This window comes from Tessaracoccus bendigoensis DSM 12906 (assembly GCF_900141915.1).
Taxonomy (GTDB): domain Bacteria; phylum Actinomycetota; class Actinomycetes; order Propionibacteriales; family Propionibacteriaceae; genus Arachnia; species Arachnia bendigoensis.
In genome coordinates this window covers 1-22828 of the sequence record NZ_FQZG01000073.1, presented here as the reverse complement: position 1 = coordinate 22828, position 22828 = coordinate 1, and the positions used below count along the sequence as shown (strand labels likewise).

14 protein-coding genes and 2 pseudogenes are annotated in these 22828 nt (G+C 65.5%); 7 read left to right on the top strand and 9 right to left on the bottom strand.

Features of this window, described 5'->3' with window-relative positions:
- Positions 1-64: 64 nt before the first annotated feature.
- Together BUC15_RS19175 and BUC15_RS15600 are read right to left on the bottom strand one after the other, a co-directional pair.
- Positions 65-1144, bottom strand: a pseudogene (locus tag BUC15_RS19175) (IS3 family transposase); the annotation flags it as partial.
- A 445-nt stretch (positions 1145-1589) separates the two neighbouring features.
- A complete protein-coding gene (locus BUC15_RS15600; protein ID WP_073190011.1) occupies positions 1590-2339 on the bottom strand; it encodes a 4'-phosphopantetheinyl transferase family protein in 750 nt (249 codons plus the stop codon).
- Positions 2340-2408: 69 nt separating this feature from the next.
- Here BUC15_RS15600 and BUC15_RS15595 point away from each other — a divergent pair, with 69 nt between their 5' ends.
- From BUC15_RS15595 to BUC15_RS15575, 5 genes are read left to right on the top strand one after another with little or no spacing between them, the layout of a single operon-like run.
- Complete coding sequence (locus BUC15_RS15595) at positions 2409-4220, top strand: carbamoyltransferase family protein (protein ID WP_139280310.1); 1812 nt, start codon at positions 2409-2411, stop codon at positions 4218-4220.
- Positions 4213-5844: an AMP-binding protein gene (locus tag BUC15_RS15590; protein WP_139280309.1), complete on the top strand. Its 1632-nt coding sequence runs from the start codon at positions 4213-4215 to the stop codon at positions 5842-5844. Before BUC15_RS15595 ends, BUC15_RS15590 begins: the two co-directional genes overlap by 8 nt.
- Positions 5841-10208: an amino acid adenylation domain-containing protein gene (locus BUC15_RS15585; RefSeq protein ID WP_139280308.1), complete on the top strand. Its 4368-nt coding sequence runs from the start codon at positions 5841-5843 to the stop codon at positions 10206-10208. Before BUC15_RS15590 ends, BUC15_RS15585 begins: the two co-directional genes overlap by 4 nt.
- A complete protein-coding gene (locus tag BUC15_RS15580; protein WP_073190001.1) occupies positions 10208-12964 on the top strand; it encodes a condensation domain-containing protein in 2757 nt (918 codons plus the stop codon). The genes BUC15_RS15585 and BUC15_RS15580 overlap by 1 nt, the downstream gene beginning before the upstream one ends.
- A complete protein-coding gene (locus tag BUC15_RS15575) occupies positions 12955-14175 on the top strand; it encodes a diaminobutyrate--2-oxoglutarate transaminase (protein WP_073189999.1) in 1221 nt (406 codons plus the stop codon). Before BUC15_RS15580 ends, BUC15_RS15575 begins: the two co-directional genes overlap by 10 nt.
- A gap of 498 nt (positions 14176-14673) precedes the next feature.
- Here BUC15_RS15575 and BUC15_RS21300 read toward each other — a convergent pair whose 3' ends face one another.
- Positions 14674-15222: a tRNA-specific adenosine deaminase gene (locus tag BUC15_RS21300; protein ID WP_073189996.1), complete on the bottom strand. Its 549-nt coding sequence runs from the start codon at positions 15220-15222 to the stop codon at positions 14674-14676.
- A 171-nt stretch (positions 15223-15393) separates the two neighbouring features.
- Here BUC15_RS21300 and BUC15_RS15565 point away from each other — a divergent pair, with 171 nt between their 5' ends.
- Positions 15394-16761 (top strand): B12-binding domain-containing radical SAM protein, encoded by a 1368-nt coding sequence (locus BUC15_RS15565; RefSeq protein WP_073189994.1) that lies wholly within the window; start codon positions 15394-15396, stop codon positions 16759-16761.
- On the opposite strand, the gene BUC15_RS19640 is transcribed toward BUC15_RS15565, so the two are convergent.
- Positions 16703-17830: a hypothetical protein gene (locus BUC15_RS19640; RefSeq protein ID WP_139280307.1), complete on the bottom strand. Its 1128-nt coding sequence runs from the start codon at positions 17828-17830 to the stop codon at positions 16703-16705. The genes BUC15_RS15565 and BUC15_RS19640 overlap by 59 nt on opposite strands.
- On the bottom strand, positions 17808-18626 hold the full coding sequence (locus BUC15_RS15560) for a hypothetical protein (protein WP_139280306.1): 819 nt from the start codon (positions 18624-18626) through the stop codon (positions 17808-17810). Before BUC15_RS15560 ends, BUC15_RS19640 begins: the two co-directional genes overlap by 23 nt.
- Before the next feature lie 51 nt (positions 18627-18677).
- Between BUC15_RS15560 and BUC15_RS15555 the strand changes: the two genes are divergently transcribed.
- Positions 18678-19310: a queuosine precursor transporter gene (locus BUC15_RS15555; protein ID WP_175558368.1), complete on the top strand. Its 633-nt coding sequence runs from the start codon at positions 18678-18680 to the stop codon at positions 19308-19310.
- A 253-nt stretch (positions 19311-19563) separates the two neighbouring features.
- Here BUC15_RS15555 and BUC15_RS15550 read toward each other — a convergent pair whose 3' ends face one another.
- The 4 genes and pseudogenes from BUC15_RS15550 to BUC15_RS19635 form a co-directional block, all read right to left on the bottom strand.
- Positions 19564-21393, bottom strand: a complete 1830-nt coding sequence (locus BUC15_RS15550; protein WP_073189987.1) for a sigma-70 family RNA polymerase sigma factor — start codon at positions 21391-21393, stop codon at positions 19564-19566.
- 6 nt (positions 21394-21399) lie between these two features.
- A complete protein-coding gene (locus BUC15_RS15545; protein WP_073189985.1) occupies positions 21400-21741 on the bottom strand; it encodes a hypothetical protein in 342 nt (113 codons plus the stop codon).
- Between the two features lie 320 nt (positions 21742-22061).
- Positions 22062-22445 carry a hypothetical protein gene (locus BUC15_RS15540; protein ID WP_139280305.1) on the bottom strand — a complete coding sequence of 128 codons (384 nt, stop codon included), beginning with the start codon at positions 22443-22445 and terminating at the stop codon, positions 22062-22064.
- A 213-nt stretch (positions 22446-22658) separates the two neighbouring features.
- Positions 22659-22828 (bottom strand): annotated as a pseudogene (locus tag BUC15_RS19635) (IS1380 family transposase); the annotation flags it as partial.

Sequence of the window (22828 nt, the reverse complement as noted above, 5' to 3'; positions counted from 1 at the left end):
ACGTGGTCACGGTCGGCATAATCCACACGTCGGCATAAGCGATCAAATGCCGATGTCGGCATTTGATGGCCTCGGCCAGAGCGTTGTCGAACGAGTCGCCGACGGTTCCGATCGAGGGGGTCGCGCCGATCTCCGCGAGTCGCTCTCCGTAGCGGATGGAGGCGAATTGGCTGCCCGCGTCGCTGCGACACGTAGATCGCCGTGGCGATGGCCCCTGGACCAACGGGCCCCGATCGCGTCGAGGACCATCTCGGTGCGCATGTGTGGAGCAACCCGCCAGCCGACGATCATCCGCGAGAACGCGTCGATGATGAAGCACACGTAGCCGACACCGGCCCAGGTCGGCACGAACGTCAGGTCGGTGACCCACAACCGGTTCGGCGCGGTGGCGGTGAACTCCCGCTTCACCAGGTCCGGGTGGCGTGAGGCCACAGGATCCCGCCGGGTCGTGGTCACCCGCTTCGAGCGTCGGGCACCCTCGATCCCCGCAGCCCGCATCAGCCGGGCGGTCTGATCCCGCCCGATCCCCATGCCTGCCCGCATAGCGGTCTCCCACAGCTTCCGAACCCCGTAGACGCGGTAGTTCGCCTCCCAGAGCTCCACCAGCCGAGGAATCAGCTCGTCATCGCGGACAGCCCGAGCCGAGGGGGTGTGGGACTTAGCGGCGTAGTAAGTGCTCGGAGCCACCTGCAACACAGTGCAGATGAGCTCGACCCCGAGCCTTCGACCCTCCACGACGTCGTCTCTGTTCCGGTCGACGAACGCGACTATCTCCGGTGTTGGCGGTCGAGCTCCGCCCCGAAGACGCGGCCCGTTTGAGGATCTCATTGGCCCGGCGAAGCTCACGGACCTCCTGCTCCAACTCCCTCACCCGCGCCGCCTCAGCGGTGCTCACCCCCGGAGAAACACCACCATCGACATCGGCCTGCTTCACCCAGGTCCGCACCGACTCGACCCCATACCCGAGCTGCGACGCGACCCGTTGCACTGTCCCCTGGGCCGTTCCCAACTCCGACCGCAGGGTCCGTAACATCCGAACAGCGGCGGCCTTCTCCTCCTCCGAGTACCGACGCGTCGTCGGCTTCCCCGGCGTCTGTGCCTTTGGCTTGACTCCATCCTCGTTTCCAAGACCAGGAGTCTCCAACAAACTCAGAGCGATTCAGATGGATCGCCCGCGGATTGTCGGTGTAGCCGGCCGCGAGCCGGGCGTCCGACCACTATCTGAACGCCTCCCGGCCAGGAAACAGGAGCTGGTCAGGGTTGATGGCGATGGGTACAGCAACGACCTGCTGAACTGGGTCAACGCCCAGCGGGTACAATGTTCGGCCGGATTCACTCTGCCCAGCGATGTCGGCGAGGTGATCGAACTGATCCCCAACAAGGTCTGCCAGCCCGCTGACTCCCCGGAACGTGTCGGCGAACGCCGAGGTCGTGCCCACTTCCATAAACTCCGAAAGATAGGCGCTGCACTCTTCTCGAGTTCTTCCAGGTAGATAGCAATAGCCTGTTGCATTCCAATCGGCAAGCAACCGGTCGTGTGCGAGCGCCCGCAACTAGATCGCCCAGCCTCAGCAGCGAGTGCTCGCCGATCATTGGTCGGTGTGACGAGCCCCAAGGAAGTCGCGTGCTGACAGTTCCACGAACTCGAGCGCCGAATCACTGAGCACGGCGACCGACCCGACGAAGCCAGTGAGCTGGCGCTGCGCGTGCATCTGGCATTTCAGCGGCTCGCCGCGGTAGGACTCGAGCCTGGGCGGGTCCTGCGGCGAGCTCACCCGCACCGCCTCTAGCGGAACTCGGAGCCCCTCCCCGGTCGCCTTCACGACGGCCTCGATGCGGGTCCATGTGATTAGGAAGGCCTCGGTCGTCATTTGCCGGTCGCGTTCGCGCCCGAGCAGGACGCGCATGGCTGGCGTGACCCGACTCCCACGGGCCTGGATATCAACGCCGACTGGCGCGGACCGGGTGCACGCCACTTGGACTGCGTCGCCGGAGTGACTGACCGACACTTGGAGGTCGCCATCCCCGATCCGGGTCTTGCCGTGGTTCCGGCCACACTCGAGGCACCGTCGGTCGACCTCGACCGCGGCAGGGTGCTGACCCGTGAGCCGTGCGACCACGAGCCGCAAAAGGCAAGCCCCGGCGACGAAGCGGCGCTCGGCATCCACGCTCACGAAGTCGGCGAGGCGTGCGGTTTCGTGAGCGTCGAGCAATGCCGGACCGGCCGCAGACATCGCGACGACGGGCGCGGTGATGACCAAGCACATGGCGGTCAGATCGCATTCCAAGCTTGACGGCAATGTCGCGGGTGACGCCCCCTTGAGGTCCACGGGTCGCATAGGCTCCTCCTTGAAGGCCAGGGCACGGGCGGCTGGACCGTCCACCCTTGAAGTCGAGGAGGAGTGTACTTGACGAGCGACCGGGGGCGTCACGTTGTAGCGCTGGGCATCAGCGGACTGAACGGGGCTGGTCGATTCCGATCCAAGTGGCTCGGCGAGACCTCCGACCCGGCCGAACTCAGGATCTACCAGGGGCAGGACGCGGCCGCAGCGGTGGTCATCGACGGGTCACTCGTCGCAGCGGCGCAACTCGAGCGCTTTTCGGGCAGAAAGTTCGACGGAGACTTCCCCGCGGAGCCTCTCCAGTGGTGCCTAGAGGACGCCGGGCTGCAGTGGGAAGACGTCACCGCGATCGGGCACAACTTTGACTTCACGGGTCTAGGGCCGATGATGCGTTCCACCTCGTTGGGCGCGGCCCTTTACGACAGTGTCTACGCACCTGGTCTCCAGACAGACTGGCTCAGAGCCGCCTTCCCACTTTCGCCCGAGTCCCTCCACGTCTCTCCGGTTGCTCACCACCGGGCACACGCATTGTTCGGCGCCGTAGCCTCCGGGCTCGACGAGGCGGGGGTACTGGTCGTCGACGGGATGGGTGAAGCCCAGGCCATCTCGATCTACCGGCTCCATGAGGGAGCACTGCACCGGGTCGCCGCGTTTGGACCCCGCAGCTCGCTCGGGCTGTGGTACTCCCTGATCACGGCCCACCTCGGCTTCCTTCCCAACTGCGACGAGTACAAGGTGATGGGACTGGCCCCCTGGGGAGACCCGGACCGGTTTGCGAGTGCCGTCACCCAGACGGTCACAATAAGGAACGCCGACCTATCGGTGCCGTTGCTGAGCTGGACCGACGGGAACCAGCTCTACACTGATTCGTTCGCGTGGCTAGCGACTAACACGGTGCCACGGCGTGGCGCCGATGAAGAGCTGACGCAGGCCCACGCGGACCTAGCCGCCGCAGCCCAAGTGCGGCTCTCGCAGGCGCTAGTACACTTGGCGCAGATGACCGAGCGCATGACGGGTTCCTCGAGACTCGTGGTCTGCGGCGGAGTCGCCTTGAATTGCGCGGCGATCGGGGACGTCGCTCGGCTCGGCCTGTTCGACACGGTCTACGTCCCGCCGGCGCCCGGCGACGATGGGACCGCCATTGGCGCGGCGTACGCTCTGACATTGGCCTCGGCGCCGTCAGTGAAGTTGACCATGCCTGCCCTCCCCTATCTCGGGCCACAACCGATCTGGAGTCGTCGCCCGCCGACGCCGGACTGGGTGGCGCCCGATGTCGCAGCCCTCGCCTCAACCATGGCGCGGATCCTGGCCGCAGACGCGGTCGTGGGCTGGGCGAGAGGCCCCCTAGAGTTCGGCCCGCGAGCCCTGGGCGGCAGGAGCATCTTCGCGTCGCCCGCACGAACCGAGATGCGTGATCGCGTCAACGCCATTGTGAAGGAGCGAGAGGCGTTCCGGCCGCTAGCGCCCGCTGTCCGGGCAGAGGACGTCGACGCGTGGTTTGACGTCCCGCCCGGGCTCAACATTCGCCACATGACCGCAACGGTCCCTGCACGAGCAGACCAGCGGGCTCGGATCGCCGCCGTTGTGCACCGCGACGGGACCTCAAGGATCCAGGCCGTCCATCGAGCTGAGGCGGAGGATGTCTGGATGCTCCTCAGCGCCTTCGCCCGCGAGACAGGACTCCCGATGCTCCTGAACACCTCGCTCAATGGTCGGGGCCAACCCATGGTCCGCTCGGCAGACCAAGCGTACGAGCTGTTCGAGCAGTCCAGCCTCGACGCGTTAGTGGTCGAGAACCAGGTCTGGGTTACTCCGCGTTTCCGACGCGTGCTCGAGGGCGCGCTCGAAGTCGACTCTGCGGGAGGGTCAGGTGGCTGAGCACCTCCCGATGGAGTGGCTGAGCGAGAGTGTCCAGAGCCGGGCCGAGAGTGGTCTGCTGGCCATCTCGACGCCGACGATGGAGCTGAGCCAGGGCCAATTGGCGATCGCTGTTCACGAACTGTCCCAACGCATCGCTCCGACCCTGGGCGGCAAGGTGGTGGCGGTCCGCTTCCCCCGAGGGGATCCGAGGGGCCTCGTGGCTGCGCTAGCCGCGTGGCGCGTCGGCGGGGTGCCGTTCTTCCTAGACACTGACCGCACCGCACACGGCCCCCTCCTCGCTGCCGCGGGAGCGCACATGGGACTCTCGCCCACTTCCGAGGCGGCAGAGCCCGGGCGGGCGTGGCTGACCTCGATCGAACTGACTGCGACCGGGGTCGCTCCGGGCGAACGCCCACCGGGGCTGCCTGCCGGCGCCGCCTACCTGATCGCCACCTCCGGCTCCACGGCTCGACCACGCATCTGCGTGAACCATGGTGCAGCGCTCCGCAACACCGTGCTTGGACTCGTTGACCGGTACCGTGTCGACGAACAAGCCCGGACCCTTCAGTTCGCGGCCTACAACTACGACGCCTGGTTAGGGGACGCCCTCCCCACGCTCTGGGCCGGCGGAGTGCTCGTCTACGGCACGCCTGGGCCTTGGTCGACGTTTGCGGCGGTAAACCGGCGAATGGCAGCGGGACGCGTGACCCACGCGGTAGCTCCCCCTAGCGTCTGGGCCCGGCTAGACCTGGAGAACCGGCTGCGGGTCGCGGTCTCGGCGGGCGAGACGCTTTTCCCGGAACTGGCCCGTCGGCTGAGCGGGTTCGCGGACACCGTGATCAACGCCTACGGACCGACCGAGGCCGCGGTCTGCACCACCACGCATGTCTACCAGCCCGACGAGGATTCCGGCGGCTCCGTCCCTCTCGGGACCCCGCTCCCGGGCGTCGAACTGGACGTGGTGCCCACCGAACGCAGCGGCGTCGGTCTCCTCCGCATTCGAGGCATGGGAGTTGCCAACGGCTACCTCGGGGACGTCCCCTCTCAGGGCACCGTCGATCGGTTCGGATCTGATAAGCGCGGTGCGTACTTCCAGACGTCGGACCTGGTGCGCGAGATGGCTGGCGGGCTCGTGCACGTCGGCCGATCCGACCGCGCCATCAAGCGCCTCGGCCGTCTCGTCGACCTCGACAGGGTGGAGGCCGTCGTCCGATCGCTCCCGAATGTCGAGGAGTGCGTGGTCTACGAGCGCGGTGGCCGCCTTGTCTGCGAGTACGAGTCGGCGGCTGAACTCGTCGATCCGGTCGCCGCCGTGCAAACCGTCCTAGAGCTGTGGGAGATCCCGCAGGTCTGGCGTGGGGTCGGCGACCTGAAGCGTGGCCCGAGCGACAAGTTGCTGCGTGGGGTGCATCCGGAGGAGTCCGTGCCGGATCCAGTCTCCCGCATCTGGGCCGAGGTACTCGGGCGGCCGGCGTCCCGGGGCTCCTTCTTCGCGCTGGGCGGCGACTCCGTGCTAGCGATGGACCTCATCGCTGCTGTGTTGAATCAGCTCGGAGTCGAAGTCGAACTCGCCGACTTCATCGCGGACCCGACACTAGCCTTCCTGATCCACCAGGTCGGCGACCGATCGGAGGAGCAGTGAAGCACCGAGATCTGTCGCCCGTCGAGCGGGCTATGTGGCTCGCACACACACTCGCGGACGACACTCGGTCCCTGCACCTGACAAAGGCGGTGGCTCTGGACGGGTCCTTGGGGTTTCCGACATTGGAGCGGCGTATCCGCCGAGCTGCCGACCGGATCGGACTGTTCGACCTGGCAATCGACCTCGTGGACGGTGGGCCGACGGTGATCCACGATGAGCGCTCCACCGGGTGGGTCGTCGAACTCAACAGCGGCGCCGTTCCCGGATCGGCAATCGACGACTTCATCGCTAACCCATTCGACTTGGCGCGTCCGCCCCTGTTCCGGGCGGGCTGGGTTGCGCCCGCCAGCGGCGCCGGACTCCTGGTCCTGGTCGCCCATCACAGCCTCTTCGACGGGCGATCGTTCGACCACGTCGCTGCGGAGCTGATCGCCGAAGTGCTCGGGGTGCCGTCCACAGACGCGTGGTCGGTGCTCGACCCCTCCACGGTCCCCTGGCGGCCCGCCGACACGGAGTGGTCAGACCGACTGCTCCCGCTGCCTGACCACGCCACGCCGGTCACGCTACTGACCGACGGTGCGGGCGCCACCGGGCGCATCGTGGTGTCCGACGAGGCGGTGGCTCACCTGAGCGCCGTCCAGGTCAGCACGGGCAGGTCACGCGCGACGATCCTTCTCGCCCTGTTCGCCAGCGCGTTGCACCGGGTGCTGGACCTCGATGACCTCCTCGTCGTGATTCAGGTAGATGTACGCCCCGCGAGCGACGTGCGGTCGCTCGGCATGCTGGTCAACACCTTGCCGGTGCGGAGTCAGCTATCGCCGAGCGTCGAGTGGTCGGCGTACGTCGACCAGATTCAGGCAGAGCTCCAGTTCGCCGTCGCGCATCGCCACGAGCCGCTCGAAGATATCGTCCGTAGTGCCAACCCGCGACGTCGTTCCGACGGCTCATCGGTGTTCTCCGACTTCGAGTTCAGCTATGTCCGAGAGCGATCGGGCCCGCGCGACGGCCCACTTGCGGCCCAAGAGGTACGGCGTCCGGACCCGGCGTCTCGCTATGGCGCGAGCATGAACGTCGTCGATCGTGGTGACGAGGTCGAGGTGCGGTGGGGGTCCCGTTCGTCGAGCGACCAACTCCACGGAATCCTGCAGTCCGCCGTCGAGTCGCTGCTCAGGGGCTGGGCTGAAGGCACGGGCTCGCCGACGAACACTGAGGTCGTTCCAGCGACCGAGTGTGCGGAGATCCTCACCCTCGGTACCGGCCCTGTTCATGCGGTCGATGTTGTCTCACCGACCGCTCACCTCCGAATGGTCAGCGCCTGCGACCCGAAGCGCACGGCCGTGGTTCACGGAAATGAGACCTGCACGTTCCGAGGCCTCGAGTCGTGGGCGGCGGCGGTGCAGTCGCTGTTGGCGGAGCACGGAGTGGGGCGAGGTGATCGGGTCATGGTGAGCTGTCGCCGTGGTGTGTCGCACGTCGCCGCCACGGTGGCGATCCTCCATCTCGGCGCGGTCTACGTGCCCTGCGACGGGGCGAATCCGCCCGAGAGAGCAACGGCGATGGCCAGGGACGCACGTCCGACGGTGGTCCTGGTGGACCACACGGCGCCAGCTCAACTGCGCCTGGCACTCGGTGCGGTAGTGGCGGTTGTCCTAGACCTTCCGACCGCTCCTCCCGAGGAGGCGCGGCTCCTCGAGCCGACCGGTGATCGCAATGCGCTGGACCCCGTCTACATCCTGTTCACCTCCGGCTCCACCGGTCGGCCGAAGGGCGTCGAGGTCGGGCTCGTGGCCTTCCTAAACCACCTGCAGATGGTGCGTGAGCACGTCGACCTACGGCCGGCAGATCGGGTCGGGCAGACAGCACCCCTAGGGTTCGACATCCACGTGTGGCAGGCACTGGTGCCACTCGTCGGCGCGACTGCCGTCGTTTTCGACACGGAGTTGCGGGACCCGGAGGAGTTCCTCGCCGAAGTCGAGCGGCTTGGGGTGACGGTGCTCGAGTTGGTCCCGAGCTACCTGCGAGCCCTCTGCGACCTGTTGGACACCCGTCCTGATGTCCGCCTCCGGACAGCAGCGGTGCGGCACCTCCTCACTACAGGTGAAGCCTTCGAGCCGAGTCTGGTGACCAGGATCCGGGGTGCGTTTCCGAACGCCACCATCACCAACGCTTACGGGCCGGCCGAGGCCGCGGACGACGTGACGCTCCACGTACTCGAGGAAGGGCGGCCGGTAGTGCCGATTGGACATCCAGCACGAAACGTCGAACTGCTGGTGGTCGACCGGTGGCGGCGCGTGCGGCCGATGGGTCTCCCGGGCGAACTCATCATCAGCGGCCTCGTACTTGCGAACGGGTACGTCGTCGACGGCCAGTTGAGGCGGTTCGGTGAGCACCCCTACCGGCCGGGTGAGCGGGGTTATGCCACCGGCGACATCGTGACGCTTACTCGCGACCAGGGCTTCGTTTTCCACGGTCGAGCAGATGACCAGGTGAAGTTGGCCGGTCGCCGGGCGGAGCTAGGTGAGGTCGAGTCAGCGTTGCTGTCGTTGGCCGGAGTGAAGGATGCGGCCGTGATCCTCGTGCCCGGGGAGCGGTCAAGCGGACTGGGTGGGTTACGTGCGCTCGTGGTGCTCGACGGAGCGGTAGAGGTGGCCGATGTCCGACGGAGACTGTCCCACCTCTTGCCTGACTTCATGGTGCCGAGCCACGTCCAGCCGGTGACCGCGATACCCCGTTCACCCAACGGGAAACTTGACCGAGGGGCAGCCCGGCGTCTCTCGATGTCGGTGCCGATCCCCGCCGGCGATCCGGAGGCCACCCGTGACGAGGTGCTGGAGGCCGTGCATCGGGCCTGGACCGCCGTGCTGGGGGCGGACACGCTGCAACAGAACTTCTTCGAAGCGGGCGGTGACTCGCTCGGCGCGGTCGACCTGGCCGCTCGGCTCGGTGCGGCTGGCTGGACGTTCAGCGTGCGCGAGCTATACCAGCACCAGACCGTGGCCGATCTCGTCGGCTTACTGAGGCGTCGTGGCTCTGACGCTGACCGGTCCTCCTCCCTTAGCTTCACCCCCACTCCACGACAGGTTCGGATGACCACGGTTCCTGGCGACGGCGTTCCCGACCCGGTCCTCGCGCTGGTGTTCGAGGAGGTCGGCGATGTCGGTCGAGTCGTGGAGGCCGTGACCGAGTTGGTCAAGGCAAGCGCGGCGCTGCGTGTTGCGGTACATCGGTTGGACGGGGGCGGCCAGGTCAGTCTGGTAGAGCAGGCCACGTCGGACGACGTTATGCCTCGTAGTACGACCGTGGCTGCCAATGGGGACCAAGACGTGCTCGACGCGCTCCTGGTGGAGGCAGCCGCCGGCGCTGTCGACCCCTCCGTCGGACGGCTGGTCGCCACTTCGGTCGGCGACGCCGAGGTGTGCGTCGCGCTCTCGCATTTGATGGCGGACGTGGGTACGCTCGTCGAGCTGACGGCTGCGCTGTCCGAGACTCTTGAGGGCAGGCCCTCTCGCATTCGCACTGGGATGCCGGCCTGGAGCGCGGAGCTCGCTCGACGTGCATCCGCTGCGGCCGGGCTGTACCGACCCCACTTCGATCGGGTCACCGCCGCGACCCACCGTCAGAATGCACACGCGCATGGAGCCCCATTGACCGGCGTCCGGCACGGCCAGGTGCTGGTTCCTGGGCTCGAAAGCGTTCCGGTCGATGCGGTCCCCCGGCTCGCGCTGGCCATGGTCGCGAGAGCGCTGATGCTGCAGTCTGGGCTCGACGAGGTAAGGGTGGACATCGAGCGTGATGGCCGAGGGACCCTGTTTGGTCACGACGTTCTCGGGAATGGCGCGGGGTGCCACACTCTGCTCGAGCCCGTTCTAGTCCGCCCCAGCTCTCTCGATCCCTCCGACCTCCTAGACGCCGTCGACCGGTCCCTCGCGACGAACCCTCCCGCCTGGACTTGGGATGCCGCGCTCCTGGCTGCGGCGCCTAGCTCCGAGGGCCCGCTGCCCGCGGTGCCTCTCGTGAATGTGATGGGTCGGTCCCTCTCGCTTCCCGCGCATCCGTCCTTGGGTGCGCGAGTCCGCGTCCCCCAAGCTGTCGCTGTGTGGAACTCTGCGAGCGACGAGCACGGAGTAGTGGTGGACTTTGTTGAGCAGGAGGGGGGCAGTGGCTGGGTGGCCCAAGTCACGACTCACCCGGCCGGGTGGAGTTGGGGGCTTGATGGTTTGCTGACGGAGATGACCAGGTCCGCGCCCGCATTCATCGAGGCGATCGCTCGCCCCGGCCGCTCACTCCCTCGCGGGCTGGATCTGCTCGGCATCGAGGGCGCCGAAGTCGACGCGCTCTTGGGTGAACTCGAGAGAGACTGGTGATGTCGTCGATTGAGGCAGTGCTGCCGCTTACCAGGACACAGCAAGGGATTCACCTCGTCGCTTCCTCGGAGCCCGCGAGCTATGTTGGGCAGTGGGTCATCGAACTGCGGGGGCCATTGTCTCGCGGCCACGTCATAACCGCGTGGCATTCCCTACAACAGCATCACGCGGGCCTGCGGTGCAATATTGGATCCTTCCGAGGCACTCCGATGCTTGTCGTGCGGGGGGAGGCCGGACCGCCGCCAGCGTCGTTCGACCTCAGGTCGGCAGGTGACGATGCTCGGGTCGAGGCGAACCGAATCTGCGACGATGAGATTGACAGGGGCATCGACCTCCGCCACGGCCCCCTGGCGCGGCTGACGGTCATCGAGGTCGAGGAAGGCTGCATCTGGCTCTGCATGACCCACCACCATCTGGGGCTGGACGGCGTGGGCCTCCGGACTGCGATGGAAGACTTGGTCCGGCTCTGCGTCGGTCTCGATCTACGACAGACAGCTCAGCTGGACGAGGTGCTGCGCGCATGGCTCGAGCTGGACGCGGTGCAGGTTGTCAATGGTGCCAGCCCCGGTCTCCAGTTGGGCAACGGTGACCGGCTCAGCACGTTCGCCCCTGAAAAGTCGACACGCGACCCCCGCACCCGCACACTCAAGGTTGCGGTCAACACCTTGGAGGCGGTGGCGGTCGAGGCGGGCACCTCGCCGGCCGCGCTCGTCATCGCGGCATGGGCGTGTGCCTTGCGGACGATACGCCCGTCGGACCTCACGCCTGTTTCGCTTTCCGTCGACCGTCGAGAGGCTCCGATTACGGGCCACGGACCTACGGTCGGAATGTTCGCGGACACAGTCCTCGCCCTTGAAATCGTGGTTGCAGGTGACTCGCCTGTGGTCGTGGCGGAGCGCCTGGCCGAGCGGGTGGCCCCGCCCGTCCAACTGCCGCACCTCTCTGTTGGCACGGAGCACGCGCGGCGTTCGGGTGCCGTCGGTACGCCGGATACGCTCATCACGGTCTACAGCGAGGCGTCACAGACGTCGGCTTTCGCTGGTGTCGACATGAGACTGGTCCGCGCTGCGGAGCAGAACGAGTTCGCGGTTGACGTCACGGCGCAGTTGACTGTGGGAGCCGTGACCGTCGAGTTCCAGTACGACGGACACCGCGTCGCAGAGCACTTGCTGGATCGGCTGGCGTGGGCCCTCGAGCGCTTCCTGGTCGACCCGCACACGCCGGCCTCCCTGGAGGTCCTCGCCCCCGCCACGGCCCAGATGGGGTCGGCGACGGGTGACGATCTCCTCCCCAGCGTCGCGAGAGTCGTCGCCAATGTCACCAGGGGTGTGGTCGGAACGGCTCCCGGCGTCGACGACGACCTCTACGCCGCCGGGGTCGACTCGCTCACGTTCCTGCAGATCGCGGTGGCACTGCGGCGGCTGGGTCACGATGTCGGGGTCGGGGCTCTCATCGAGGCTGGCTCGATCCGGGCGATGGCCCGGCATCTCGTGAAGGAGCGGGGACACCAGTTGGTTGGCGTGAGTGGAGCGAGCGACCAGCGGCCATCCCCGGTCGAGGCCGGCTACTTGCGGCTCACGTCCAGCCAAGCACTCGGACCAGCGCCGATGCACGAACAGTCAGTCCTCACCTTCCATGGTCGACTCGACCCGTCACGGCTGGTAGACGCGTTCGACTCCTGTCTGGCGCAACTACCGTCGCTCGCCAGGGTCTGGCACGCCGACGGCTCGCTCGCGGCGCCCACGGGCCAGGCGCACAGCTTCGATGTCATCAAGGGCCGTGCTACTAGGGCTAGCAGCTCCACGCTGCGCGACGTCGTCGAGCACGACCTCACCCGCACCTTCGGTCCGGGCGCCGGATCGCTGATGCGGATGGTCGCGGTGCTGTCGGACGGAGAGACATCGCTGGTTCTCTCGTTCCATCAGGCGGTACTCGACGGGTGGTCGTTCGCGACTTTCGTACGCGCACTCCAGCGCCGGTACGTCGACCCTCGAAGTAGGCTCGACGCTGAGGACTCGACGCGCTACCGACAGTGGGCACTTTCTGGCGACCATGACGTGTCGGGCCTAACCCGTCACGTGCACGGGCTCACGGCTGCGCCTGCCCGGTCCGACACCACTGCGCTGTCGCGGGCACGGGGGTCGAGCCGCGTACAGTTGGACAGCACGCTGGTCCACGAGGCGGCCCTACGGATCGGCACCTCGGAGAGCGCTTGCCTGACGTCAGCGATCGGGATCGGCCTTCGGAGGGCGCTCCACTGGCCGGATACGCATCCCCTCGGCCTGCGGTCGACGGTGCGCGACGGGACCGGGCGTGCGGGGGTACGCACGGTCGGCCAGCTCACGGTTGACATTCCGTTCCCTCGGCACGAGTCCTCACTGGCGGCCGGCGCAGCGGCCGCTCGAACGACGTACGCCGCGCTGCACCGTCACGGCCACCTCGGCCAAGAAGCAATCGACCGCGAGTTGGGTTCGGCGAACGGTGACGCACCAGCGCTGGACACGGTGCTGGTGGTGGAGAACTACTTCACCGGAGACGAGCGCGACCTTCGTGAGTTCGACCAAACCGCTTGGAAAGAGAAGACCTCGTGGAGGAGGGACACGTCCGCCTCTCCGCGCACTGTCACGGTTGAGCGCGGTTCGGTGGGTTGGGCGCTCGAGGTCCACACCATCTTGGATCCGGCACCGGCGCTGCTAGCAACCTCGATCGCAACGGAGGCAGTGGCGCTAATGAAGGCGGTCGTACAGTGGCTGTGACCGACCGACGTGAGTCGAACGTCCGCAGCTACAGCCGAACCTGGCCGGTCGAGTTCGACCGCGCCGAAGGTGTGTGGCTAGAAGCGGTGGGAGGCCGTCGCTTCCTCGACTTCTTCGCCGGTGCGGGCTCGCTGAACTACGGCCACAACAACAGCGTGCTCCGCGAGGCTCTGGTGCGTCACCTCGAGCGCGGCGGTACCGTGCAGTCGCTCGACATGGCCACCACCGCGCGTCGCGCCTTCCTCGAGTCCTTCACGGTGCGAGTGCTCGAGCCCCAGCGAATGGAGCACCTGGTTCAATTCCCCGGGCCTGCTGGGACGAACGCTGTCGAAGCGGCGCTCCGGCTGGCGCGCAAGGTTACGAAGCGGTCTCGCGTCCTCTACTTCGAAGGCAGTTACCACGGCATGTCATTGGGGGCCAGCAGTGTTTCGTCGGGCTCCAAAGCCGCGCGGGATTCACTCCGCTTCGACACGCGTGCAGTGCCTTTCGCGACGGATCCCGACTCCCTCGCACAGTTGAGGCGAGCTCTGGAAGAAGATTCGCCTGCTGCTGTTATCCTCGAGACCGTCCAAGGTGAGGGCGGCATCCGGCTCGCCGAGTCCTCATGGCTGAGAGCCGTCAGCGCTCTGTGCGCCGAAGCGGGCGCGCTCCTCGTCGTGGACGACATCCAAATGGGAGCCGGCCGTACCGGTCCTTACCTCAGTTTCGAGGACACGGCCATCACCCCCGACATCGTTTGTCTCTCCAAGTCTCTGAGCGGCTATGGCATGCCCTTGTCGCTGCTTCTGATCCGCCCCGAGCACGACGTCTGGTTACCAGGGGAGTTCTCCGGTACATTCCGCGGCTTCGACCTCGCTATGGTCACTGCCAGGGCTGCGTTGGAGCACTTCTGGCTCGACAACGCACTTAGGGAGTCGACGCTCGCACTCGGGGCGCGTGCGATCAAGCGGCTGCGGACAGGCCTGGAAGGCACCCCGGCGACCGTTCGCGGACGAGGTCTTGCCATCGGGATTGAGCTGCCTGACGAGACGTGGGCGCGCGCGGTCTCCCGAGTTGCCTTTGCAGCCGGCGTGCTAGTAGAGACCTGCGGCAGTCACGGACAGGTCGTGAAGCTCATTCCCCCGCTGACGATCACCCCCGAGGAGCTGGTGATGGGAATCGACCTGGTCCTCGACGCCGTCGTGCAGGTGTCGGCAAGAGAGCCATCGTAGAGGATGTACGTGCTGCATGGGCGGGTCGGGGTCGTCGCCGCGCACACCAACCAATTCCTGGGCGCCCGCCCACAGACGGGGAGCCCACGACCGCAGAGTCGCGCTCGCGACTCGCCGGATTGAACACCGGCGTGAGCGGCTTGGCGTCAGCCCGGCGCCGACTGGCGGAGCACAAGGGCACTCCCGACACGCTGAGGAGCGGCCGGGCTCCCTGCCTGACCATGGGACGGTGGCCGGGGTCATGGCCGACTGCAACGACAGGCGCGTCGGGCCCGGCAGGCCTCCCTGCGGGGGCGTATGGGCCCGCTACCGGATCGGGTAGGCCAACGATCGCGAGGTCGGAGTGGTCCGTCAGCGCCGGCCTGCTGGACCAGGCTCAGTGGCGTGTCGTCTGTGCAACCACCCCAGATCCGGGCCCTGCCCCAGATTGGTGGGGTCACTAGATCGTGGGTGAGGGTCTTCACGACTGCTTGTGCGGATGGTTCCCCACCTCACCCCTCACGCATGAGGGGTGGGGTAGCCAGTGGCGGCCATGCGCAACTGCCCAATGCCTCCTAAACGCGAGGCAAGTTGCTTGCACTCAGTGGTCCACTCTCCACCTGCGCCGAAGGCACTGTCTCCAGCGAGCTGAACACCCAGTCGACCCATCGGATCCCTTCGCTCGCGGTACCATTGGAATGCAGAACCCTGCGTCCCTCTCAGTCGCAGGCTTCCTACTAGGGGGAGCAACTCAAAGAAGAGCACCTCGATTTCTTCTCCGACCTGAGACATGCGCGGTAGCTGGCGCCCACCGTATCCCGTTTGAGGCGAGGCCGCCAAGGCGCCGGGATCGATGCCCGCGTATCGGATTTCGGTGACCCCGGCAACCCCCGCGGCGTGAAGACACATAGGGCATGGAGTGAGTGTCGACAGGAGCCAACGGACCCCAGCGAGCCCCTCACGGGATACCCCTGCCAAGGCATTGAGTTCAGCGTGGGCTATTGGTGATTGCCCGAGGGGTTGTCCCACAACTGCCGGACTGATGTCCCGGCTGCTCGCGACGGCCACGAGTCCACCTCCGTCATCGAGAAGGCCCGCTGAAACCCCGAACTCGCCCGCACAGAACGACTCCCAAGCTGTAGAGTACAAGGTAGACCATTCGGAGGACGCCACAGTCCAATTGTAGCGCCCCCTTGGACCGACGGTCGGTTGGGTCGGGATCGATGAGGAGTTCAGGAAGTGCAGAGTCGACGTGTAGCACTGGTCAATCCGCCGGCAGCGCGAATAATCTACGGCGATGAATACGAGCTCAAGAGCATTATCCCCTGCCTAGGGCTTCTCTACATGCAAGCCTACACGAAAGACATTGTCGACGTCAGGGTCTTCGAGGGCGAAGAGTACGCTGATTTCGACACCATGATTGAGTCGATCAATCACTTCTCGCCCGATGTGATCGGGATAACCACAAACACATCCACCTATCCACTGTGCGTGGAGGTCGTAGAAAGGACGTTCGCCGACACCTACATCGCTGGGGGCCCCTACGCAGCTTTCAGAGCCGAGGACTGCCTTGACGCTTTTGATGCAGTATGCATTGGGGATGGCGAGGTTCCTCTACGACAGTTCCTTCTTGGAATGCCACTCGAGACAGTCCCGGGCTTCGCGCACCGCAAGCACGGAGCTTTCGTGATCAACCCACCGGCACCACTCCCCGATTTGGACGATCTGCCATTCCCCGAGCATCCGACACTAACCTCCGACGCATACCAGTCATCCCCCCATAGGTCGTTGCCGTCTCCATGGGCAACGATGGTTACCTCCCGCGGGTGCGGATTCCGCTGCACCTTCTGCCTTTCCGCGAAGGGCGGGCTGAACGACGGTCGCTATCGCGAGCGCAGTGTCACCAACGTTCTGCGTGAACTCGAACTCCTGGTGGGCGAGCATGGGGTCAAGAGTGTTCAATTCTGGGACGACACTTTCACCATGCGGCGCAAACGTACCTCCGAGCTAACCCTTGCTATCAAAGAGCTCGACATTAGCTACGTCTGCAATACGAGAAGCGACAAGCTCGACGATTCAACCGCGCACCAGTTGGCTGAATCAGGATGCAAGGGCGTATTCATTGGCGTTGAAACGGGCGACGAGCGTCTCCTGGAGACAGATATATCCAAGGGCGTCATCAATGCGCAAGTGACAGCTGCCGTGGCTGCGTGCAAGAAGGCTGCCGTTCCTGTAACTACTTCATTCATAATGGGCGCCATCAACGACACAGAAACGACCGTTAGGCGCACAACTGAGTTCGCACTTCAGCTTGATGCCGACCACGTGCTTTTCAATATCTACACGGCGCATCCCGGGACCGTTGGATACCAGCAAGCTCTGGCTGAAGGCCTGATAGATCACTACGAGGTCGATCTGGATCGCTACCGCGGGGAGCCAGTAGGAGTTCCTACCATCTGTCGCGCCCTGCCCAGGGATAAACTCCATTCCCTCAAGGCGGAAGCGTACCTGGAGTTCCACCGGAGCAAGAAGCATCCTGACTTTCAGGCTATTGATATCTACCTGGAAGAACTCGAGAGAATTGCAGCGTCTTCAAGTCTGCGGTGACGGACGGGGAACCCCGCAACAAATCGGCGGCTTCCAATTGTGATGAGAGCCGATCCACCGCGAACACCTCTGCCCGATCCCAGTCATCTAGGTGCCCCAGGGTTTCGCGCTGGCTTGCCACCAAGTACTGCTCGCTGAAGGCCAGCCATTCCGCAAGACTCCGACATAGATAGGCTCGAGCCCACACCAAGTCCGCCAGGAAGGGACCTCGCGTCACCATCTCTGGATCAACGAACATCACTTGGCCCTGGGCATCAACAACCACATTCCTCTCGTCGGCGCTCAACGCTATTCGAGGAAGTTGGTTGTCCGCTGCCGTAGTGCGGTGGAGGGACGCGAGCGCGTCGGCGACCGAAATGAGACCCCCATGACGACCGACTTCAGGAAGCTCTGAGAAGACATCCCCTTCAACGTATCGAGAGAGTAGCGCGCACTCGCCAACACGGATGGTTTCAGGCAAATGCCCCCAGCCAGCTAGTGTTCCGTCCGAGAGGTGCTCCCACATTCCGGAAGTGCGGCTTCGGGTGCTGACACGCAACTTGTATCGTTCGCCTGAGGCACCGCTGCAAACCATTAGCGGCCCCAGGGACCTGTCTCCAATGCCGCGCGCTGCCGTTATGTGATCTCGGAGTTGCCCAATCTTGATAGCCCATCTGCGGTCACGACTCAGTACTCTGGATAGAATGCCTTCAAGGTCCGACATGGATGTGGGCGCGTAATAAATGCCAACCGCAGGGCCGACCTTCCGTATTAGTTCTGCATCATCGTCAATTAGCACGTCGAAACCTAGCCTACGAAATGCGTGGTGTTTGAGTTCATCCCCGCAACAGAACACAGTCAACTCCTGCGATCCCAGTCGCGCCGACAGCCACTCACGAATAACGCTCTCCTGATCGGGAGGGCGGGCCGTGAATATCGTCACAGTTCCAATCGCCCGTAGCGCGCCGACAAGAAACTCGGCGTAGGGGTGCACGACAGAGTCACGCACGGCCTGGTCGCCGCTGAGGGAGAGGTGGTCCTTCGTGACCAGATGAGTGAGAACGCCGTCAAAATCGAGCGCGATGCTCAATGTCACTCTTGATTACCTGCCTCGTGATCGCGACGTTGTGCGCAGCTAGTTGCGCTTGACCGTCATTCCATGGGACGTCCCACTTGATGAAGGGCTTCTCTGGCACTTCCATCATGAGAGTCTCGTCATAGTTGATTCCGCGAACTGCGGCCATGACCGGCCAGGACGAGTCGTGACTTCGAATGAAGGTGTGGCGCGATTGCATCACCAGTTCCATTGGGTGAGCTAATCCGAGAAGATGTACATCCTTGACCCTGTCAGCGTAGCGTTGCGAGACGAACTCGGTCAGAAACATTCGACGATGAGCCCACTGCCCAAGTTGGTCAACACGCTCGCTCTCGCCCGGTACCGCAAAGGGGACATCATATGGGATGCCGATGCGTGCGATGCGCGGATTCGTTGCCAACGCATCGAACGTCTGTGTCCATTCTCGCAGGCTGGACCCATGCGCGACTCCTAGAACTTCGACCGAGTCCGCGCTTCGCCGACGATCCAAGTCCGTGATGAATTGATTGGTGAGCCTCATTGTTTCCGGTCCGTCGTGCAGGACCTCAGGGGGGGTTACGAAAGAGGGCCTCAACACATCGATGAGATCAAAGAGCTCACTAGAACTGAGCGCGTACCCCAACTCCATGACACCGTTATCCAAGATCAGGCATCGACCTCTATCTCGCGCCGAAGAGTAGTAGGCCATGTAGTTGGGCTCGAGCAACATGTTGCCCAGCACGAGTTCAATGTCCCCCAGCGGGCACAGGGCGGACATCATGCTCAGCGGAGCAATAACTGCGAGATGCAAGGCTTCTCCCCTCGGTCACGGATGTCTTCGCCATCCGGTAGCATCCGACACGTGACGGCGCGTATGAGTGTAACCCTGGGCTTGGCGGGAAGCTTCATGGTCGCCTGCGTGTTGGCGAACCTTTGGTCGGTCCGGATCGTTTCCTCCCCCTTCGGTCCACTTGATGCAGGGACGCTCGTTTACCCGCTCACATTCACGCTGCGCGACCTGATCCACCGGCAGGCCGGGGCCAAGGCGGCCGAAGCGACGATTATCTTGGCTGGGGCGCTCTCTGCTGCAGCAGCCCTGGGGACATGGGTCGTCGGCGCAATACCCGCCTCGCCTGAAGTAGCACAATCCGCGGCGCAGATCCACTTCGGCGACGTGCTCAGCCTCGCGCCTCGAATAGTAATCGCGTCTGTGGTGGCTCAAATCGCGTCCGGGTGGTTTGACACTCGCCTGTATTCTTGGTGGGTCGCTCGCCACGGGAACCATGGATTGCTCGGCCGAGTGGCTTTTTCGAACCTGGGATCGATTCCATTGGATTCCGTGCTGTTCGCGGGTATCGCCTTTTTGGGTGAACTACCAGTGAGTGTGATCGTGGGCATCATCCTGTCAAACGTCGTCCTCAAGACCGCCCTTTCTCTGGTCATTGCCCCCGGGATCTACTTAGTCTCCACCGCACACGGGTCGCCCTCTCCATGAAGCAAGTCCCGCTCGCCGCTTTGCCTGCCGGAACCACTTCGGAGACTTTGAACTATCCTCAGAGTCGCTCATTTCATGAGCGAAGCCTCGCAGACTCGTGGAGAAACTTCGAGGGAGCGACGCCGTCCATGAGAGACCCGAATCACCGTCGGCGCCAGCAATCTGCCGTGAGGCACGCGTTGTCTGCGCTGCCACAGCGGCAGCCGACCCATGCAGAGTGACGTCCAACCCATGGGGCTTGCTTGTATGACTGTTACCTTCTCATACCCCCCTCAATTCCTGGGCCGCGGGACAACGTCGGCGTCTGCTCGAAGAGGCGCTGGGCGCGTCGCAGCACCGGATCGGTCCCCGTGTCGAAAGGCACCCACGGGCTGTCGTGGCGTCGCGCGTCGAGTTCGCCCTTGAGGAGCTCGCGCGCTTCCTTGATGCGTCGGTGAGCAGTGCTCTCGGAGTACCCGAGGTCCTCGGCGATCTCCCGGAGCGGGTGTCCTTGCATCGACGCGCTCAGCGGCTCCCGCAGGGACGTAGGGAGCTGCCCGAGTGCCTGCGTGATGGCAGCGACCGCGTGCCGATCTTCGACGACCTCACCAGGGCCGGGAGTTCGGCTCGCCGGGTCCCGCCCATCGAGGGTCACCGTAGAAGGTCGAGGGCCGGTGGTGCGTTTGCGGACCACGCCAGCTTCGTCGACTCCGCGCATTCGGGCGTGCTTCAGCGTCATCCAGGCATAGCTGGCCCACCCCTCAGGACTGGTCCGCTGAGGGTCGAATCGGTGAGCCGCGCCCATCAGTTCAACAAACATCTGGCCGCGAGTGTCCGCGGCGTTGGGGGTTCTTCGGGTCTGGGCGTACACCATTGGAATGACCGAGCCGACCAGGTCGGTCACGGCCTGCCGCCCCTCGGCGACCAACTGCGGCCAACGCGATGAGTCAACCCCCCGGAGGATCTCGGGCGGGTTCAACGGATCGCCGGTCGCAGCGGCGACGCCAAGGTCACGGGCCTGGCAGAGCGCAAGGATGGAGGGGCCGTCCAGGACGGTCCCGGGGCTAACCGTCGATTCCATGAGTGCGATCCGTGCCGCCGCTCGGGGTTCCCGCGCGGCTGCGGCTTTGGGCTCCACCGGTGCGGGCGGCGCGGGGGCTTTCGGCAGGTCGACCTCGCGGAGCATCCGGGGGTTGGTCAGGTACTCCAGTGAGAGTCGGCTGATCCTCGCAGCTGCGGGCTGGGCCGACGGCTCGCTGGTGAGGTTGGCGACCAGGACTGCTTGGCCGGCACTCGAGCGCAGCAGCGCGTCCAGACGGACATGGGAGGGCTCGGCGTGGTCTGGGCGGCCGGAGAGTATCCGTACGGCCGTGCCGAGCTTGAGCATGACGGCTTGGTCGCCGCGGGTGGAGCCGAGGCGACGGCAGTCGATCTGACTCAGGGTGGTCTGGTGGGCTCGGGCGAGCTCGCGGATGCTGCCGAGCAGCGCATCAGCGTACAGCTCTGGGAGCGCCCCCGCACGCTTCGCCTCCTCCACAAGGGCGTGGGTGTCGCGCAGGAGCGCCAGGTGCCCGAGCGCCACGCTGCGGCGCACGATAGGGGCGGCTTGGACAGGCTGCACGGCCGCGAGGGCACCCTGCCAGGCCGCCAGGCCGACGCCGACGGCCGATCGTGTCGTCGGAGCGTGGATCGCGCCGTCGAGTGCGGTCTCTCCGGCCAGCAGCCATGCCTTCGCCTGCTCGTCCGGCGTCCGGACGCGCACCCAGTGCACGAGTTCGTAGGCGACGTGGTTCAGCGTGGCCGCGTCGCGCTTCCGGTCGAGGTCGGGGTACGACGCCATGTCCTGGCCGACGTCGGCGAGCGCCGCGCTCACAGCGCCCAGCGACGGCGCCAGGATCGGTTTCACCTCAGCAGTTCGCGCTGCGCCGGTCGTTGCGGTGGCCAGCAGCGCGATCGGGTCGGCTGTGGAGATCGGGCCGATCGCTTGCCGGATCGTCACCAAGCTGGACACGGTCTGGGTCCAGTCGGCCATCAGATCCAGCGTGAGGGGCGGCTCGACACCCCACTCGAGGCGGGCGAGTTCCCGCCGGACGGCCTGCCACATGGGCCGTCACCCTCGCCGTCCGACAGAGCTGTCCAAGTCCCTGCGGACGTCGGCTAGCAGCACCCGCAACTGGGCCAAGTCGGGCAGCTCTGCGGCGAGGGCCAGGTCCCAGGCCTGAACCTCGCGCAACGCGTTCTCGACGCACTCGAGCGCCGTCAGTCGTGTCAGTCCCGGGACGTTCACGGGCCGGCTCGACGGGTGAGTGGCCGCCATCAACAGCGAGATCCCCATTGCCTCGTGGATCATCGCGGCTAGGTCGTCCCAGCGGTCAGCAGTCAGCATCGTCGCCCGCCCCAGCAGCAGATCGACCTTGGCGATCGACTCGGCGGGCATCGCCACTCCGGTCATGATCGTGATCCCTTCCTTCCAGGTGTCCTCGGATCGTGGGGGTGCCCATGAATCCCTTCGCCCGTACAAGTCACTAACCGTGCGGGCGAGCGCCACTGTCCACAGGGCGCAAGGCCACGCCGCCGCGCCGAGGTGCAGGGTCGGCGTCCGGCGTGGGTCGCGGTGGGCCGGACGGGCAGCACGACCGGATGCCACACCACCGCGGAGATCACCACCCGCGGCAACCTCATGAGCACGCCCGCCCGGCGAAGTTGGCCGCTTCGGACGGGTACGTTGACGTCGTCATGATGGTCCTCCTCGACCTCCCGATACTCAGGAAGCTACCGCTCGCCACTGACCGTTTCCCTCGCCATCGCCTCACCATCGGCGGTGGCCGGCTGGGCCGCGAGCCTCACCAGCCGTGCGGCTTCCTTCCCGACGAGGTCGCACCACTGGGCTGCCTCCGCCAGGTTCAGGCCACTGGACGCGAGCTCCTTGAGGGCCGCTCCTGCCCGCCGTTCGGAGTCAGCGATCACTGCGTCGCGTTCGGCCAGCGCCGTCATCACCGTGGCCGACAGCTCCTCCTGCTTCTTGACGAGGTCCGCCCGCTGCTCCCGCAACCTGGCGACCCGTTCTGCGGCGCTCTTGCGTGCCTGCTGCCGGATCTCGTTCATCGCCATCGCTGTCGCCCCTCCCGCACCATCCGCCGGCTCCTTCTCGTTCACCCTCCTAACGGAACGCCGCCAAGCCTCGTGGACACTGAGGGACCCCCGCTAAGCCTGAATCCGTGGATTGGCTTTCGGACGGGTTTCTGGAGGGCATGGTCCCGGTGTTTTGACGCTGTTGTGATTTTGGGCGTGATGGATCTGCTGGTTTGCCCAGCTTTTCCACTTTGTTTGGTTCCTTGGGTTTGGCCTGGCGGGGGCGGGATGGGCAGGTCAGGCTGATAGTGGTGGCCCGGTGGTGGAGGGGAACACGCTTCGCCAGAGTTGTAGCCATTGGGGTGCCCATGGCCAATGCTCGGGCAGGTGGAGCCAGGGTCGGCGTTGTGGACGGGCCAGTCGTGCAGGCACGTTGATGATCTGGCGCCGTAGCGTCTTGCCCCTGG

Coding starts and splice junctions, on each gene's coding strand:
- BUC15_RS15545 (WP_073189985.1), bottom strand. CDS start 21,741: ATGACCGGAGTGGCGATGCCCGCCGAGTCGATCGCCAAGGTCGATCTG.
- BUC15_RS15600 (WP_073190011.1), bottom strand. CDS start 2,339: ATGCGACCCGTGGACCTCAAGGGGGCGTCACCCGCGACATTGCCGTCA.
- BUC15_RS15550 (WP_073189987.1), bottom strand. CDS start 21,393: ATGTGGCAGGCCGTCCGGCGGGAACTCGCCCGCCTCGAGTGGGGTGTC.
- BUC15_RS15580 (WP_073190001.1), top strand. CDS start 10,208: ATGTCGTCGATTGAGGCAGTGCTGCCGCTTACCAGGACACAGCAAGGG.